The 18643-nt window shown below is 44.5% G+C and carries 14 protein-coding genes; 6 read left to right on the forward strand and 8 right to left on the reverse strand.

Features of this window, described 5'->3' with window-relative positions:
* Positions 1 to 8: 8 nt before the first annotated feature.
* Together MKY75_RS24160 and MKY75_RS24165 are read left to right on the forward strand one after the other, a co-directional pair.
* Positions 9 to 1541 carry an MFS transporter gene (locus MKY75_RS24160; RefSeq protein WP_340886800.1) on the forward strand — a complete coding sequence of 511 codons (1533 nt, stop codon included), beginning with the start codon at positions 9 to 11 and terminating at the stop codon, positions 1539 to 1541.
* A 49-nt stretch (positions 1542 to 1590) separates the two neighbouring features.
* The gene (locus tag MKY75_RS24165) at positions 1591 to 2718 is read left to right on the forward strand and encodes a glycoside hydrolase family 88/105 protein (protein ID WP_340886802.1); all 1128 of its coding nucleotides are present in this window, start codon (positions 1591 to 1593) and stop codon (positions 2716 to 2718) included.
* Between the two features lie 80 nt (positions 2719 to 2798).
* On the opposite strand, the gene MKY75_RS24170 is transcribed toward MKY75_RS24165, so the two are convergent.
* From MKY75_RS24170 to MKY75_RS24185, 4 genes are all read right to left on the reverse strand, one after another.
* Positions 2799 to 3746: a polysaccharide deacetylase family protein gene (locus tag MKY75_RS24170; RefSeq protein ID WP_029518762.1), complete on the reverse strand. Its 948-nt coding sequence runs from the start codon at positions 3744 to 3746 to the stop codon at positions 2799 to 2801.
* A 196-nt stretch (positions 3747 to 3942) separates the two neighbouring features.
* A complete protein-coding gene (locus tag MKY75_RS24175; protein ID WP_165145716.1) occupies positions 3943 to 6009 on the reverse strand; it encodes an acyltransferase family protein in 2067 nt (688 codons plus the stop codon).
* A gap of 168 nt (positions 6010 to 6177) precedes the next feature.
* Complete coding sequence (locus tag MKY75_RS24180) at positions 6178 to 7527, reverse strand: sodium-dependent transporter (protein WP_013312591.1); 1350 nt, start codon at positions 7525 to 7527, stop codon at positions 6178 to 6180.
* 162 nt (positions 7528 to 7689) lie between these two features.
* Positions 7690 to 10242, reverse strand: coding sequence for a DUF2339 domain-containing protein (locus MKY75_RS24185; RefSeq protein ID WP_340886804.1), 2553 nt, complete (start codon positions 10240 to 10242; stop codon positions 7690 to 7692).
* A 798-nt stretch (positions 10243 to 11040) separates the two neighbouring features.
* On the opposite strand from MKY75_RS24185, the gene MKY75_RS24190 reads away from it, so the two are divergent.
* Entirely contained in the window at positions 11041 to 11259 is a 219-nt protein-coding gene (locus tag MKY75_RS24190; protein WP_061829527.1) for a hypothetical protein, read from the forward strand.
* 30 nt (positions 11260 to 11289) lie between these two features.
* Here the strand turns inward: MKY75_RS24190 and MKY75_RS24195 are convergent, their stop codons facing one another.
* The 3 genes from MKY75_RS24195 to MKY75_RS24205 form a co-directional block, all read right to left on the reverse strand.
* The gene (locus tag MKY75_RS24195) at positions 11290 to 12021 is read right to left on the reverse strand and encodes a hypothetical protein (RefSeq protein ID WP_165145711.1); all 732 of its coding nucleotides are present in this window, start codon (positions 12019 to 12021) and stop codon (positions 11290 to 11292) included.
* Between the two features lie 542 nt (positions 12022 to 12563).
* A complete protein-coding gene (locus MKY75_RS24200; protein WP_165145708.1) occupies positions 12564 to 12743 on the reverse strand; it encodes an aspartyl-phosphate phosphatase Spo0E family protein in 180 nt (59 codons plus the stop codon).
* A gap of 230 nt (positions 12744 to 12973) precedes the next feature.
* Positions 12974 to 14359 carry a helix-turn-helix domain-containing protein gene (locus MKY75_RS24205; RefSeq protein ID WP_165145705.1) on the reverse strand — a complete coding sequence of 462 codons (1386 nt, stop codon included), beginning with the start codon at positions 14357 to 14359 and terminating at the stop codon, positions 12974 to 12976.
* A 178-nt stretch (positions 14360 to 14537) separates the two neighbouring features.
* Here MKY75_RS24205 and MKY75_RS24210 point away from each other — a divergent pair, with 178 nt between their 5' ends.
* The 3 genes from MKY75_RS24210 to serS all read left to right on the forward strand — a co-directional run bounded on the left by MKY75_RS24210 (position 14538) and on the right by serS (position 17037).
* Positions 14538 to 14969 (forward strand): AbrB/MazE/SpoVT family DNA-binding domain-containing protein, encoded by a 432-nt coding sequence (locus MKY75_RS24210; RefSeq protein WP_185156343.1) that lies wholly within the window; start codon positions 14538 to 14540, stop codon positions 14967 to 14969.
* 35 nt (positions 14970 to 15004) lie between these two features.
* Complete coding sequence (locus MKY75_RS24215; protein ID WP_165145702.1) at positions 15005 to 15451, forward strand: AbrB/MazE/SpoVT family DNA-binding domain-containing protein; 447 nt, start codon at positions 15005 to 15007, stop codon at positions 15449 to 15451.
* A 296-nt stretch (positions 15452 to 15747) separates the two neighbouring features.
* On the forward strand, positions 15748 to 17037 hold the full coding sequence (gene serS / locus MKY75_RS24220) for a serine--tRNA ligase (RefSeq protein WP_340886806.1): 1290 nt from the start codon (positions 15748 to 15750) through the stop codon (positions 17035 to 17037).
* 110 nt (positions 17038 to 17147) lie between these two features.
* Here the strand turns inward: serS and hmpA are convergent, their stop codons facing one another.
* Positions 17148 to 18377, reverse strand: coding sequence for an NO-inducible flavohemoprotein (hmpA, locus tag MKY75_RS24225; protein ID WP_340886808.1), 1230 nt, complete (start codon positions 18375 to 18377; stop codon positions 17148 to 17150).
* Positions 18378 to 18643 lie beyond the last annotated feature (266 nt).

The following is an 18643-nucleotide window of genomic DNA, read 5'->3' on the forward strand; positions in this document are numbered from 1 at the left end:
AACAGATCATGGAACGAAGAATCACACTGAAACATACACTCGCCTATGGAAGCGGTAACATGCTGGGAAGTGGCGCACTTGCGATTAGCGGTGCATGGTTAATGTACTTTTATACAACCTTTTGCGGACTGTCTCCCGTTCAGGCCGCGGCCATTTTCTCTGTTGCTAGCATCATAGATGCAGTCAGCAATCCGGTCATGGGCTTTATCAGCGATAACTTTCACCGGACCCGCTTGGGCCGTAAATTCGGCAGACGACGCTTTTTCATCATGATGGGTATCCCGCTGATGCTCGTGTATCCGATGCTTTGGGTAGATGGGTTGGGCTTCTGGTATTACCTGAGTACGTACGTGCTGTTTGAACTGGTGTATACCTCAGTCATGGTGCCGTATGAAGCACTAGCGTCAGAGATGACCCGCGACTTCGGCGCACGCTCCAGATTAACTGGATGGAAGGCCATGTTTGGCAAAATTGCCAATTTTGCCGCTGCCTTTATCCCTGGTCGCTTTATTGCTGAGTATGGCAAAGACTCTCCATTGCCTTTCTTTTATACCGGTCTCGTTTTTGCAGCTATTTTGCTGATTGCGATGGCATTCTTGTACAAAAACTCCTGGGAACGTCCAAGTGAGGAACTGCAAAAGGAACTGGAAGGTGAAGCTCCGCTTTCCTTTATCGATTCGATGAAAAAGTTGTTTGTCGATATTTCCTCTACCTTCCGAGTCAAGACGTTCCGACATCATCTCGGGATGTACCTGGGCGGCTTTTCAGCTGAGTGGCTGTTTACTTCTGCTTTTACGTACTTTATTGTCTTCTCCTTGTTTCAAAGCTCGGAGATGGTATCCAATTTGAACAGCTTTAACTCTGTCATTCAATTGATTTCTACCTATTTCTTCATCCAATTCTGTGTGCGTAAAGGGTTCCGTATGCCTTTCATTGCCGCCCTCGTTGTCGTTTGCTTTAGCGTAGCAGGTTATGGCCTGCTCTATATGACGGGAGCCTCTAATACGATGGTATGGCTATATGTCATCACACTGTTCATGGGGCTTGGTACTGGTGGCGTCTACTATATCCCATGGAATCAATACACGTTCCTTGCCGATGTGGATGAAGCGTTGACTGGCCGTCGCCGGGAAGGTATTTATGCAGGTATGATGACTTTTGCCGGAAAAATGGTGCGGGCCGTTGTCGTCTTCATTCTCGGCTGGGTGTTACAGCATTTTGGCTTTGTATCCGGGGCAGATAGTCAGCCCGTCGCTGCTCAGCACGCCATCTTTTATGTACTCGTGGTTGGTACCATCGTTCTTGCGATCATCGGTATGATTGCTTCTGTCGTGATGAAGCTGGATATTGACAGCCACAAGAAGCTAATCGCCGAAATTGACCGCCTCAAAAACGGTGGCTCCATGAAATCAGCTAAACCGGAAGCTCGCAAAGTGTTCGAGCAGCTGACAGGTTTCCATTACGATCGGTGCTGGGGTAACAATAATGTGGGCTTCAAGAACAAACCCGTTGACCCTAAGACACACACTCCATCTATGTAACAACAATAACAATTACAGATTAATCATTTACTAAAGAGGTGACTGTATCATGGCAAATCCAACATCACAACCAACCACCAGTCCTACAAAAACAGATTCTTGGGCTGTACGTATGAGCGATTCCGTTCTACAACGGAGCCCGGAATTTTACGAAAAATGGGAATATGACCATGGCGTGATTTACAGAGGTCTGGAATGGGTTGGCGAACTGACAGGCGATCCCAAGTACATGGAATTTATAAAAAAACATATGGATCATTTTGTTGACGATAATGGCGTAATTCAGCGCTATAAAGTAGATGAGTACAATATTGACCACGTGAATAACGGCAAGCTGCTCTTCTCTCTGTATCGTGCCACAGGAGATGAACGATACAAAAAGGCAGCCTACCAATTACGCAGTCAGTTGGAAAAACACCCACGCACAAGCGAGGGCGCATTCTGGCATAAGCAAATTTATCCGTATCAAATTTGGCTCGACGGCTTGTACATGGGTGCCCCGTTCTACGCTGAATTTATCCGCGAATTCGGAGATCCGTCAGAGTTTGACGATGTGACCCTACAATTCAAGCTTTGCTACAAGCATACGCGTGATCCTGAAACGGGTCTGCTCTACCATGCTTGGGATGAGAAGGGTGAGCAGCATTGGTGCAACCCGGAAACAGGCTGTTCCAAAAATTTCTGGGGACGCTCGATGGGTTGGTTCGTTATGGCACTCGTTGACGTGCTGGACTATATTCCAGAGGATCATGCAGACCGTCCTGTCCTGATCGATATGCTGACGGAAACACTGGAAGCCCTGCTGAAAGTGCGTGATAAAGAAAGTGGAGTCTTTTATCAAGTGCTCAACCTGGGCCATGTGAAAGGCAACTATCTGGAGGCTTCAGCTTCCTGCATGATTCTCTATGCTATTGCCAAGGGCGTTCGCAAAGGCTATCTGCCAGAGCAATATCGTCAAGAGGCAGAAATCATCCGTAAGGGTATTATCGATGAATTTATCACGATCACTGAAGAAGGACTCGTGAATCTGAACAAAACGGTGCAAGTAAGCGGTTTGGGTGGTAAAGATCGTCGGGACGGTACCTTCGCTTACTATATCAGCGAGCCGATTATAACCAACGATCCCAAAGGTATCGGAGCTTTCATTCAGGCGATGGGTGAAGCAGAACGCATCTAAAATACGCGAACGATATACCTTAATAGCAAAAAGGACGGTGGCCATCAGCCCCGTCCTTTTCTCATTTATGCCTATCTTACTTACTTCATAACTTTAAATTCATATCCCTGTTTCTTCAGATATTCTATGATTTGCGGCAATGCTTTGGCTGTTTCTTCTTTACCATAGGTGTCATGCATGAGTATAATTGCTTTTTCTCGACCTTTGACTGACCTTATAAACTGGTTGATTAGTGCCGGTGCTTTCTTGGATCTTCCCTCTGCATCCTTCGTTAATACATTCCAGTCCACCTGATGGTAATCCTTTTGAATTAAAACCTTATCCAGAGCAGCCATTCCCTGTGGATCTCTTCTGTTCCATGTCATGTGCCCCCCAGGGAAGCGGATCATTCTGGTGGAGAATTCTGGCCCCAGAATACTTTTTAGAACCTGATTGTTCTTCTCGATCTCCTGCATAACATGATCCGTATTTACTCGTCTGTTCGGATATAAATATTTATAATTATGTGAGTACGTATGGTTTCCTATCGCGTGACCCTCTTTGACAATTCTTTTGATAAGGTTCCTGGTATGCTCATTTTCATTGGCTTCTTTACCTACAATAAAAAAAGTTGCCTTGACCTTCTGCTTTTTCAGAATATCCAATATCTGAGGTGTGACCGTCACGGATGGTCCGTCATCAAAGGATAAGTAGGCCACTTTTTTACCATCAGCTCCATCGGGCATTTGTCCTAGCATTTGCTGATTTAAATATTTTTCAACAAAGGCACCGTCTTCTACATCGGGATCGTTTTTTGGAGAGGCCGCTTTACCCTTTGCCCCTGCGCTGGATTTAACGTTTGATGATCCGGAATCCGTTTTTTTAGCAAGCTCCTGGGTCGGCGCGTGTGGCTTACTATCCGAAACCTTTATCGCAATGAAAGTAATGCAGCCTGCCACAAATAATATAATAGCAATCAGTATCAGCCTTCTTCTGTTCCTCTTCAAGCGGTGCTCACTTGTTCTACTATGTGAATAGCCCTTTTCCATTAGCTTATGTACCTCCACACTAAAATAAGAAAAACCACCGGATCAGGGTGGATGTACACACCTTAGAATGGACATTGGAAAAACCCTTAGGTTTAAGCCGGTGAAAATTTAGGGATGCACTTCAACCAGAGGACAACCTACTCCCGGTGGCTTTCTTGTCTTGCATTTGCATAATTACGAGTATCATTGCAGTTTATTACGATTGTTTCGTTAGGACCTGAGCTAACAAGGACGCATAAGCTTTAGCACCTTTAGGTTTTAAATGTACTCCGTCATGCTCGAAATATGAATTTTTACCAGAGCTTGCTGCATACCAGTCAATCATTGTAATTCGTGGGTCTTGGGATGCAGCTTCGGCAAGATGCTTGTTCACAATACTCTCCCATGGCCGAGGCACACGGGTATTCACGAGTATAATACGCTTCGTATCCTTCAGACTGGCGAGCAAATTCGCCAACTGATCCTTGGTGAAAGCGCCGTTCGTGCCCAGCTCAATGATAACTGTCTTACCTAGCTGTCCGTTCTGTCTTAGCTGCTCCAGTACGGCAGGCGCTTCGGCCATCTGACGACCGATCCGCCCATCTACAACAGCTCCCGGGAAGGATTCCTGAAGGTACGACTGTACATCCAACATGACAGAGTCTCCAATGGCGGTCACACTCGACCCATCACCTGTCATAGGCGTATCTTCTTTGGGTTTGTCCGAAGGTTCCGACGGTTTCGTAACATCATCCGTAGTACCAGCCTGGACCGCCGTGTTTTTAGGCGTCTGGGCTTGAGACGGGGCTGGGGTCTGCGCCTTGCTGCCCTCGGATCCTTGCAGCTTGGTGGCTTGGGGCTCCTTGGAAGCCACGGATACCGTTCCGTGAAGTGGCGGCATCGCCTTTGCCTTTGCGACTGGCTTCTCATCACTTGATGCCGCCTGAATCGTTGCATCAGGAGAAGCCACGTACAGGTGGACGGTACCCATGAGAATACCTGCAAAAAGCACAGCCGCTGTAGTTGTAGGCATCCATCTCCACCGCGCCTGTCTACGAACCGCTGAACGGATTTCTGTAATCCAGTGGCGGAATCCCCCATGGCGAATCGGCTCCTCGATATATTTAAACGAGAGAGACGCCAACAATACGGTAGCTAGCAATTGTAAAATGGTACGCGTCACATGTACGCCATCGGTATCTACTTGAGGCGTCGTTAGCGTAATAACCGGAAAATGCCACAGATACAGACCGTAGGAACGGGCTCCAATCCAGCGTAGCGGCTTGATTCCAAGGAGACGACCAAGGTGGCTTACCGGATGAGCCACCGCTGCGACCACAATAGCAGTGACCAAGGCTATGCCCAGCAGGCCGCCCCGGTACAGAGATGGGTCGTATTCATTCGAGGCCCACGCCCAGTGACAAAGCAGCAGCAAGCTTATCGCACCGATGCTGTCCAGAAGCATACGCGCCTTAGCAGAAGCTTGCTCTTTCAGCTTGCCGCTTGGCCACACCAAGGCCAACGCTGCACCAATTAGTAAAGCAAATCCACGCGTATCCGTGCCGTAATACACCCGGCTCGGGTCGCTTCCCGGTACGTAAATCACGGCCATCAGGAGCGCAGATATTAACGCCAGACAAGTCACCCAGCCTGCGAGCACAATACGCTTGGGCATGAATTTTAGCCCGAGCGCCAGCAGTAAAGGCCACAGGATATAAAACTGCTCCTCCACCGCCAGTGACCACAGATGCCCAAGCGGAGAAGGGGGGCCGAAACTTTCAAAATACGAAACCTGATGGAAAATAAACCACCAATTACTCATATACACCAATGCTGCAGGAACATCTCCGCGCAAGGCCGTTAGCCGTGACGGATCGAAGAGCAACGAGCACAGGACGATGACAGCCACAACCGTCAACATGGCAGGCAGCAACCTTCTGGCACGACGCAGCCAGAAATCTTTCATTTTAAAACTATGATATGTATCCCACTGACTAACCAAAATATCTGTAATCAGATACCCCGACAACGTAAAAAACACGCCTACACCCAACAAACCACCCGGCAACCAATCCGGATTCAGATGATACACAATGACTGCGATGACCGCCAGCGCTCTTAAACCATCCAAACCTGGCATATAACGACGTTGTGACGACAACCGATTAGACTTCATTTCAGCCGCCGTCCTTCTTGCAAATTCAAGCTCCCTGTCTGTTTCAATGCTCTTCTGCCCTTTCCCTCTCCTGCACATCGTCTGTGCGATGCCTTGTAGCCTTTTCATTCATTATATAAAACTTCATAATCGTAATGATTTCATTGAAGTTAAAATTAATGACAATGTTTTTATTATATCATTCCTTTCCACAGTTAGGTAACCACTGATAGATATACAAAAAAAGGCATCTCTTCCCTTAGGAAGAAAATGCCTCTTTATTCGGATTCTATTCTCTTAAAATTTGATGATACCTGAGGTATGAAGGAAGACCAACAACATCAGGATCGGTGCAACATACCGAAGACCGAATAACCAAACATTGAACCAGAAGGGTTTGATGTTCGCATGCTCAGCCGCAGTCTTCCAGTAGTAACCTGTGAATATAACAATCAACAAACCGCCTAACGGTAAGAAGATGTTGGACGCGGTGAAATCTACGAAATCAAAGAATGATTTATCCCCCACTTTTAACTCTGGCACCAGCCCCATGGACAATGCAGAAGGGACACCCAGCATCAAGCACAGGACCGATACGACGATAACCGAGCGAACCCGGCTCCAACGCATACGCTCCATGACATAGGCTACTGGAACTTCCAGCAAGGATACCATAGAACCTAACGCAGCAACCGCCAGCAGTACGAAGAACAAACCGCCGAAGAATGCACCAAAAGGCATTGCCGAGAAAGCAGCCGGTAAAGCAATGAAAACCAACGATGGTCCTTGAGCTGGATTAATTCCGAAGGAGAAGGTTGTAGGGAAAATAATCATACCTGCGATAAACGCATAGATTAAATCTCCACCACCAACGGCCAGCATGGCTCCACCCAGGGATTGACGGCGATCCACATATGCACCGTACGTGATCATAATCCCCATCCCAAGTGAGAGTGAGAAGAAGGCATGTCCCAAAGCAACCAATGCAGACTCTATACTTAGCTTAGAGAAGTCAGGATTCAGAAAGAAGGATACGCCCGCACCAGAGCCTGGCAGCATAAGAGCGTTAATCATCAACACGAGCAGCAGAATGACCTTGGCAGGAATCAAAATTTTATTGAACTTTTCAATCCCGTTCGATACCCCAAGAGTAACCACGACTGCTGTAAATGCAAAAACAACTAACAGCCAAACCAACGGCGCATAGCCGGAGGAAAAAGAAGCGAACTGTCCAGCAAAATCATTATTTGAAAACAGATTTCCGCTAAATGCCTCTACGGCATAATGCAGTGTCCAGCCCCCTACAATGGCATAGAACGACAAGATAACAAACGGCACGATAACAAACATGATGCTCATCTTGCCCCAAATCGGATGACCGCCTACTTTTACCATTGCAGAAGCAGCACTTCCTCGACCTGCACGACCAAGCGCAAGCTCTGCTAAAAGTACAGGCAAACCAACAAGCAACAGGCAGACAATAAACAATAAGAAAAATGCAGCTCCGCCATATTGTCCTGTAATATACGGAAATTTCCAAATATTACCTAGTCCTGCCGCACTTCCGATCGCCGCCAATATAAATCCAGCAGACGAGAAGCGTTCATTTTTATCAGACAGGCTGTTCTGCCCCTTGCTCAAATTCATTATATCCCCCTCATTCTCTCTACTTACGCATAAACATGAGCATGCGTACATAAATAATTTTTACTCATTATAGCGTAAGTAGGATGTAAGGTCATGCATAATTTTTCACTATTACCGGATTTATTTTCATAATGTTCGGTATCTACAAAATACAACAGAAAACTACATATTTTCTTCAACATCCTTCTTTATTATGGTCTCTCCCATGCGATTAGATACTTTTTGATAAATATACGAAATCGCCAACAGTACAACACCAAAAGAGAAGTACGCTACAATCGTGCTTCCTGTCGTTAACAGGTGCAGATCATACAACAGCAGCTTACCTGTCGACAGCAAGGTCAAGCCCAATCCAAATCTGCGAATGTAGACCACTCGCTTGAGGAAGCCGTATATAATATACAAAATGGCCAGCAGCAAATACACCAGACTGAACACAAGACCTGCATCCCCTAGGCGGAACTGAACTCCGAGAAAGGCGGTTATGATGCCCAGCAAATATACACCCATAATGACCGGATACAACTCGTTACTTCTATAATGTCGGGTCATCAGTGCATTCAGGAAATCCCTACTACTGAAGAATACCAGCACATTAAAGGCTGCGAGTACCACCAATGCCACATAATCAGCAGCCGTATTTTGCGCATAATTTTCATGCAAAGTTGGAACCGTTACGGTGACCACCAGTGCCAGCGCGTAGCCTATGACGTACAACGCCAAGCTGTAGTATTTAATCACCCGATCATACAGCAGCCTCACCTTAGGCAGGAAATAAGCCAACACCAGCGATACGCAGGTATACAACAATACTTTGTATAAGGTGTAATGAGCAAACTCGTCGGATAAGACGATGTTATACCAATGCCCGGCTTCATACAAAAGGTAGAAATACACGTTCACCAAAGCTACATATTTAAACCCTTGCATGATATGCATTTCGTACAACCGATTGTTTTTGAAAGCATTCGGACGGCTAAATTCAATCGCATAGAAGACAGTAACGATCAACATTCCCAGTGTAATGAGCGTATATTTGAGCCCGAAATAATCCGTCTCAAATCCTGACAACAGATATATAGGGAAATCGACGAAAAAGAATGCGCCCAGACACAGTAATAAAATGCCCCAGCCAGCTCGTTCCAATTCCTTCAACCGGTAACGGTGGCCATATAATGTAAGAAGAACCGCTTCGATCAACCACCCCATGGATAACCATCTAACTCCAAACTGGAACGGAATCATAAGGATGGCAAAGGTCAACGAAGTCGCATAAAATAATATTTTGGTTTGTTTCTCCTCTGGAATATATCGACGGACCCATTGTCCCAGACCCCCGTACACCAAGCAAAAGACGAGAGCCAACAAGCCTTTATAATCATCCAGGCCTGCATCGCCGAACAGAGAATACAGAACGGAACAGCTCACGACTGTATTCAGAGCCAATAGGGAGAAATCCAGCCATGACAGTTTTGTTTTTAAACGGAACGGCACCCACAGTGTCATCCCGAGGTACATCGCAAATGTAATGACTGCATACAGCATGCTCGCTACGGCGCTTTCCGATAACCACGCCAGCACAATCATCAAGGGCGTATTAAGCAAAAAGCTGATATATTGCACGACGACCCACCGTTTGCGGAAGGATACAAGCAGAATCAGCAAGTTTAACAGGAACAAATAGCCCATGGCGATATACACGGCGTTCCCTTCCAGCCCGTTCGCTGCCATATAGGAAAAGAGCGGAAGATATCCCCCTACTAAACCAAAAGAGCATATCGTTCGGGATTCATACCTTAATGACAGTAGCACAGCGGTCACTGTAACGAGTACGGACAAGCCTATGCCTGTATACATTCCTATGATTTCTAACAAAAAGTAGCTGTAAAAAATCGATCCGTACAGTACAGAAATACCGCCGCCCAAAATACCGAGCGCAAAGGTCTGCTTCTGCTTGCGGTACAGCCATTCGCCGCCGCCCAGCATCAGCGCTCCTAGCAGAAAGAAGGCAACGCCCTTCATATTTCCTGTAAACCAGTTCGAGTATGAGTATTTAAATGCGGCTCCCACACCCAATATAATGAGCAAAATCCCCAGCTTGTTGATCCAGTTCAAGCCTAACTTCATTTCAAACTGATTTTGCTTCATGCGCTTCTGCATCGTTTCTTCGCTGATCTCTTCTTCTCCGAACTGCTGGAACTCGCTTGCCGTCTGATGAAGCAATTTGCGCTCGGCCTCCTGAAACCGCCTGCGTTGCTCCATGATTCGGTCTCGAATCTCCTCTGAGAACAGTCGTAATCGGGCGACGATCTCGTCCTGATCTTCTTTAAGCTCATGCGTAGTTTGCTGAATAAGCTGGTCCACTCGGTTTTTAGCCCCATATTCAAAGGATGTCAGCCGATTTTCCCCTTCTGTGGTTCTGGAAGCAAAATAGGTCTCCAGCTTTTCACGCGAAATGCGAATCATATTCGCCTTTTCGCTCAGCATTTGCTCCGTCAGCGCAGTGCGCAATTTTCCATTTTCCTGCTCAATATGTCGTACTCGCTCTTCCAAGTGAATGCAGCGAGCCTGATAATCCTCGAACTTTTTTCGCAGAACCTCATTCTCCAAAATGATATCTGAGGCTTCATAGTCTGCGATTAATGTTTGATACTCCTTGAGCAGCTTGTTCTGTTCTTGGCGGATCGTATGTAAACGATCTTTAAAATCCTCCATGTTCTCCTCCATCGCTGTCCATTTTGGTAATCATTACATTTTACATGAAATTAAAAAGGCATTATAGAGACTATAGCCTATTTTGAGCGTTAAATTGGGGCTTTTACTTAAATTTTCTTCCAGTTTCATCATCACAGAAAAAGCAGGACGGATATACATAAGAAATAAAGCCTACCTTTTCCCTTCGCAAACATGAAACCCAAATTGAAAGGAGATATACATGTATTCAATAAGCGGCACTATAGCTTTGATAGCAAGCATGTCCATGTTTTGGATTTTATACGATTTGAGAGTCAGCCACTCTGTAGGCTATAATGATGCCTTTTACTTATTTCCACTTATTTAATTACGCTGTGTATTTATTTTTATTGGAAAGATCACGATGAAAAAAGGAAGAACCCCGTAGGATTCTTCCTTACACAAAATTAATACTTTTTCATGAAAGTCGTCACAGACTTTAGAGCTTTCTGCATGTCACTTAAAATTAGCTTTCTTATTTTTTGTAATGAGTTTAAATTTTAACGATTGTTATTCTTCCTTAACATAAGTACGTCATATGCAATAATTACTTTGGTTTTATCTGTAGCCTCTGGAACATTGTAAACCACTTCATTTTGACTGAAGTTTCTTTACAAATAATTCATCCTTCGTTTTGATTCTGTCAGGATGACTGAGAGGGGTAAAAGAAGTGATGAATATTGATAATCTCCAAAAGTTGATGTGCGCAACCTTTTGGATTATAATAATCATGTTTATATTTTTTGGATTTATTACATAAAATTATAAAGGGTGATGACAATGAATAGGGCTGCGACAGGAACAATATTTTGTTTTATATCTGCTATGTTGTATTCTTCTTATTATCTTTGTGCAGCAATTACAGGAGCCGGGCAGTTAAATCCTTTTTATGCTCCGTTTGGTTCTTTAAAAGTTTTTGCCGTAATGGCTTTGATTATTGGAGTAGCTTACTTAATTATAAGTGAATATGGATATTTGAAAAAAAAGAAGAAGGCCTAGGCCTTCTTCTTTTACATTATAACTTAATTACTAGAGCCTTCTTTCTACTACTGTGACTACACCTTGTACTTTACCACCCGCAAGTTTAACAGGGGTTTTAATGGTAACATTTTTGAGACGCTCTAATACCGTGCCCACATAATTATAACCAACCAGGTCCCCTCTAACTACTTTATAAATAGGGGTGAATTGTAGTTTCGCTTGATATCCAGGCTGAACAGTTAGAGAACTATTATAAAGATGGGTTTCAGTAGTCGACCAGCCACCTCCTAGAACTTGAGTTACTGCGTCATTCCATTTAACGGAAATGGTCATATTCGCACTCCACGAAAAACTTTTTGACCAACCTACCATTTGCGTTAATGTGGTGGTTTTACTTGAATTTTTAATATAGTCAGTTATATCGGTTTTCTGATCTACTTGTAATTGTTGAGGATAATATGCGGATTGAATTAATTTACGCTTAAAAACAAAGTCAAGACCAGTATCAGCCATTGGACTAATCCTATTTCCGCTATCATAAACTTGAGCTGTGACTGTCTGTGGCTGTTCTTGAGAAAGGAGCTTTTGATACTCATTTAACGAGATTTCTTCCAAACCATTCTCTGTAGTTATGTAGGCTTTAACTACTTCGGGCTGTGAAGTAGCTGACTCACTAACAGCAATATTAGAATTAGTTACCTCAGCATTTGCAACAGATACAACCGGAACAGAAATAAGAGCTAATGATAGAGCAAACAACGCAATACTTTTCTTTTTCAAAGTAATCCCTCCAATAATATTATTTTATAGAAACTTTTTTTGCATAGAAACTTACAAAAAAAGTGACTAACAACGCTAATAAATATGTGAGTATGTAATGTTATATAATCGAGCAAAAAGTAGAGTGAAGAAATTTGCATGAGAAACCATATATACAAAAATATTGAATTATTATTATAAATTTTAATTAAAGTAAATATTTACAATAATGATTGTATCACAAAACTTCTATTTTCCTACCATAAAATTCAATAATCCCCTATAAATGAGTCCCCTCTCCTAGATAGCTAACCTTCCAAAGCTTTTAACAAGATGGAATTTCCATTTCCTTTAGGTCAAAGGATAGATTTTACTGGTCATTGGTTGGTTTTTGAAATTAATATATGCATCAATTCTTACCTATACCTCAAAATTTATTACATTTCATGACATGTTAATGTATTTTTCTCTTAAAAAAGCCATTATATAGAATGATTATATTAGTTAGATGAGAGGAGGAATAGTTTTGCATACAATGTCTCTGAAAGTATGATGTGGTCAGGTTACACCAGTTGGGTCTGCTTCCTGGTCTGGAACATACGGTTGTACTGATTAATCAGTTCATCCAAAAACATAGACTGCTCCAGCACACAGGCATGTCCGAAACCATATAGTTCATAAAGCTCATGCAATCGTTGACGGGCATCTTCCAACTGTTGGTTTAACGTTTCATCTGGATTCATAGCGCATTCCCTCCTAATGAATCTCATTTTAGGTTGGAATGTGGAAATATGGATCGCTATTTTAGCAATCAAAAAGTCAGCATAATATAACAAAAAAAGACCAGCGTCTAGGCTGGTCAATAGTAATGAATTAGTGCTCGGATCAAGCTGTGCCAACGTGGTCTTGCGGTTTGAATGTGCCAAGGGTAGGATCTTTAGCTTGAACTGGTAGTACGAGTACCAGTACAAAGCTAGCTGCTACCAAGAGCAAAGCCATCTTTCTGATCATTTTCTTTCCACACCTCCTGGTAAGTAGTATGAAACTGAGCCAATATTTCAGGAGCGGCGTATGCCCTGAAGCAGTCAAATAAACCTGCACAATTGGCAATAAGTAGTACATGATTAATTGTACCAGCTTTTTCTAAAGCGTCTAATAAACATTTGAAACCATATAAATATCTTCCTTTATTTAGACTGTACTTAGCCATCTTGTACCAAAACCGTGCACGCTGTTGCAATAAAAATGGATCAACAGAAGATGGTTCCTGATACGCCCAAATTTTAGATTCAAAACGCTGGAGGATATGATCCACATCAATATGATAGCGATTGGCTGCTTCAATGACGTTTAAGAGCTCGTTAAAAATATGTTTCTCACCAGCTATATATTCTACGTAATCCGGCAGGACACTCACATCTCCCGACATCAGCTTGTTCACATAAGTATTAATTTTCGCCCATCGCTGAAATTGACCCAACCAATGGAGCGTATCCGGGTCATTTTCCTTGACCCAGCTTAGATCAGCATAGCCCCGAAGATGTGCTAATGCCTGCTCATGATTTCCCTTCGCATCACAGGCATGAGCACACATCAATTCGGCGTAAGCTATGTATACAAACAGCGGCCTGCTTAGCTTCTTTTGTGGTTCTTTTTCCTTGCGCTCAGAGTTATGAACCATGTCATAGTGTATTCCACCTAGCTGTCCCATCTGTTTTGCATACTTATATACCTTGTCCCACTGGCTCAATGCTCTGTATACATTCGCCAAATCTTTCAGCGCATCCAGTTGATCGACTTCATGCAAACGATGGACGAATGATTCAAATTTGGCCGCTGCGTCGAAATTGAGATTCTGGTCTTTTCCTATCGCAATAGTGAACAAGCGATAGTGGCAGAGTGCAAGTCGTTCCGAATGCTGCTGTTTTTCGCCCTCGGCGACGTTTTCATAAAGATAAGCCGCCGCTTCCCGATAACCTTGTTCAAAGCAATTCTCGGCTAACTCAAAAAGGTGAGGAAGATAACCCGGATTATCCAGCAGCACACTTACTACTTTTTTCAAACAGTCTACACGCTGAAACTGCACACACCGATACAAGAATGGACTAATTCTTCGCCAGTTTAGCGGCGCATCTATAGTGCATTCTTCCACATATCTTTCATAGAAATGGTCTGTTGGTAAATTCATTCCTAACGTAATGCGATCCAATTGGTGCACCGAAATGGAGCGATTGCCTGTTACAATGCCGCTTACTGTACCCGGATTCATGCCAGCAATGTGTCCAAACTCGGTCATACTCAAGCCTTCTTGTTTTAGGTATCTTTCTAATTCTGCTCTAATCGTAGGTGTGATTTCCATGAATAAACCACCCTTTCAGCGTGAACTATAATACGATACAAATTTTTTAAAAAAATATATTTTGGAAACTTATAATATAATAAAAGTTTTGACTATCCTGATAATACCACCTTTTGCAATAACAATAAATACTTCTATTTTATTGCTTTTCATCTTGGTAATAGGAGGTCTTTTGGAAATGCCTCATGTAAAAATGACAAAAAACTTAGACCCTACAGGGCGCTTAGTCATTCCCAAGGAAATCCTGTATACGTGCGGTATTTTTCACGGTCATTCTATTGAATTTTTTGCAGATGAAAAGACGGGCACGCTATTACTACAAAGACACTACGGTCAGTCTTGTCATTTTTGTCTCTCTACCGAAAAATTAAGTGATTTTAAAGGCTTTCTGATATGTAAAAATTGCCACTATATGCTCAAGATCGTATTTATGCGTGTACAAGTCTTTCAACCCAAAGAGATCATGTCCCAACTTCTTTTAGATTTGTATGAAAGCCATCCACATGCTACACAACAGCAATATGCTGGCATATTGGGTATCTCAGAAGCTCGCATAAGCCAGCTTATACAACAAGTGTTCGATCAGACAAGTGCCCAACTGGAGGAATGAGCTTTGCCAAGTCAGATGAAGAAGGAGGAAATCATATGAAAAATACAGGTATGACTCGCTCTTTAGATTCGTTAGAACGAATCGTTATTCCTAAAGAAATGCGGATGTCTATGGGGATCGATGTTGGCGATCCTATAGAATTTTATATGGATATCGAAACGGGTTTTTTGAGTATGCGAAAGTATACCGGAGTCGCTTGTAACCTATGTAATGCTGACGAAGGTCTGACCTATTTTAGGGATTCACTTTTATGTAAAACCTGTATACAAGAGTTAAAAGAAAATATAGGCGTTAGCCGCACTCCTGCTCCAATGGTTAAGAAACCTGCGCAGAAAGGAAAGAGAGTACACCAATCATCAAAAAAATTAATCCAACGCCTAAGGGAACTTCTGCATGAACATCCCCATGCCAAGCAGGGTGAATATGCACAATGGCTTGGCGTGTCACAAGGCCGTATATCCCAGCTTAAAAAGTTGTTGTAGCTTGATTACCCTGCCGAAAATCCGTATACTAACAAAAAAGCAAACGATATTATGCCTATGAAGAGCATCCAACTCGGAGGCGTTTACGCCAAGGACCATACGTTAGCGTAGGATATGGCGATATGTACCTAAGTAAACCGGACCCGCCCGTTACAGCGGAGCAAAGTGGATTGGAGAGTCATGACATCTGTCATGCTGTCCGGTCAATTTGGGTGGCACCGCGAGATCAAAGCGCTCCTCGTCCCATATGGATGAGGGCGCTTTTTGTATTTTTATCCGAAAAGGAGTGCGGTGTCATGTTGGATATCAAATGGATCAAAGAGCATCAAGAACAGGTTCAGACGGCAGCAGACGGCAAAGGAATACAGGTATCGGTTGCGAAGCTGTTGACCCTGGATGAGCGGAGAAAACAGCTGCTTCAGGAAGTGGAACAGCTTCGCCAGAAGCGAAATCAGTGTAGTCAGGATATTGGTGCGCTAATCCATGCTGGTAAGAGTGAGCAGGCCGAAGGAGCAAAGCATCAGGTCAAAGAAATTAACGGACAGCTAGATCTTCTGGAAGCCCCGCAACAGGAAGTAGAGGAACAGTTTCAACAGCTTTTGCTTCTGATGCCTAATATCGTATCGCCAGATACACCACGGGGGAGATCAGATGAGGATAATGTAGAGCTGGAGAGGGTTGGAACGGTTCCGAACTTCGGATTTGAGCCAAAGGATCATATGGCGCTTGGTGAGCTTCACAAGCTTATCGACGTCCCTCGGGGTGTCAAAACAGCCGGTACCCGTAACTACTATCTGACGGGAGCAGGGGTTGCATTGCATCGGGCTGTGCAGCAGCTTGCGGTGGATCTGCTGACTGAACGCGGATTCCAGTTGCTGGACGTTCCACTGATGGTACGTGCAGAGGCGATGCGCAGCACTGGTTTCTTCCCGCTCGGACTGGATCAGACGTACCGCATCACAGGAGAGGATCAGTGGCTTGTAGGCACTTCGGAAGTGCCGCTGGTCTCGTATTACAGCGGTGAGATCGTGGATGTTACGGACCCGATTCGGCTGGCAGCCGTGTCCGTATGCTTCCGCAATGAGGTCGGCTCGGCCGGAAGGGATGTGCACGGACTGTATCGTGTGCACCAGTTTGCCAAGGTCGAGCAGGTCATCATCTGTGAAGCCAGTCTGGACGCTTCAGAGCAGATGTTTCAGGAGATTACGCGCAATGCGGAGGACCTGCTTCAACTGCTGGAACTGCCCTACCGTAAGATGGCTGTCTGTACAGGCGACATGGCGCAAAAAACCTACAAGCAGGTGGACATTGAGACATGGATGCCCAGCCGTCAAGCTTACGGCGAGACACATTCGTCGTCGCAACTGCTTGATTTTCAGGCGCGTCGTTCCAACATCCGCTACCGTAATGCGGACGGCAAGCTGCGATATTGTTACACGCTCAACAACACAGCGGTTGCTTCGCCCCGGATTTTGATTCCGTTGCTGGAGCATCACCAGCAAGAGGACGGTTCGATCCGTATTCCGGAGGCTTTACGTCCATATATGCCGCGAGGTATGGAATTTTTGCGTACTCCCTTGTTATGAAAACAGGAGTGCACTTTGAAAAGTAGTACCCCATGAGCAGGATTTCCCATTGTATCATCGCAAAAAAGACGAAGGACAAATATCCTTCGTCTTTTTGATGTTTCATTGTGTCATTGTGCTTCTGCTTCCCAAGCGCTGGCAGGGCCAAAGAATTCATAGTGGATATCCGAAGCAGGGATATTCCACTCCTTCAACAGGCCGTATACCGATTGCATGAATCCCTCAGGGCCGCAAAAGTAATATTGTGCGTTACGTTCCGGTATCACGGATTGCAACCAGGCCAGATCCAAACGACCTTCCTTGTGAAAAGCCTGTGCCAGCCGATCTTGCTTCGTTGGTCTGCTGTAACACCAACGAACTGCAGCCTGTGCATGTGTGGCGACCAGCTTTTCCACCTCATTGCGCAGAGCATGGTTATCTCCGTTGACTGCTGCGTGGACAAAGGTGACAGGCCGATGCGGAGCAGATTTCACCAAGGAAGCCAGCATACTGACCATTGGGGTTAGCCCGACCCCGCCGCTGATCAGCACGACAGGTCTGCGATCTGAACGATCCAGCGTAAAATCACCCGCCGGTGCAGATACCTGAAGCACATCGCCCTCTTGTACCTGCTCATGCAGATATACGGATACTTTACCTGCCGGACGTGACTCTACGGCATCCTCGCGCTTTACAGATATCCGGTAGTGGGATTGGCCCGGTGCATCCGAAAGGCTGTATTGACGAATATGGGTATTATGTTCGCCCGGAATTTCCATTTTTAAGCTGATATATTGCCCAGGCTCGAATTCAGGCAGCACCTGTCCATCCTGCGGCACCAAATAAAAGGACGTAATTTGGTCGCTTTCCTTAACCTTTTTCTGCACAACAAAGCTCTTAAAGTCTGACCAGCCTCCCTGCTGCTGTCCAGCCTCCTTGTACATTTCAGCTTCCATGTCTATAAATACATTAGCGATCACACCATAGGCCTCAGCCCATGCGGCAATGATCTCGTCTGTAGCCGCATCTCCCAGTACGTCTTTGATCGCAGCGAGCAGATATTTTCCGACAATTGGATAATGCTCGGGCTTAATTCCCAAACTGCGATGCTTATGTGCAATCTGACGTACCACCGGAATAATTTCCTCCAGACGGTCAATGTGCTGTGCAGCTGCGTATACAGCATTGGCCAGCGCCCCTTGTTGACGTCCTTGCTTCTGATTCGCGTGATTGAATATATTGAGAAGCTCGGGATGGGCCTCAAACATCATCTGGTAAAAACGCTTGGTGATTGTAGTGCCATGTACCTCCAAAACAGGTACAGTCGATTTGATCGTTGCAATGGTTTGCTCACTTAGCATCTTTGTATCCCTCTTCTCTCCAAAATTAGATCAACAAAGGATGTATCAACATATGCCCCATTTGTTAATCCTCAATTTAAAGCAAGTATACCCAACTAAAGTAACCGTTTATGTGATTCTAGTCACTTTAAATTTGAATTATCCGAAAATGTCAATGACAAAACGCACATTTAAAAACAATTCCGATATAACGAACGTACTTTCCCCTAACAACAGTTTCACCATTCTAAAGACTTCAATTTATTCCACTTGTAAACGCTTCCAAT

The sequence above is a fragment of the Paenibacillus sp. FSL L8-0663 genome (assembly GCF_038008125.1).
GTDB classification, from domain to species: domain Bacteria; phylum Bacillota; class Bacilli; order Paenibacillales; family Paenibacillaceae; genus Paenibacillus; species Paenibacillus polymyxa_D.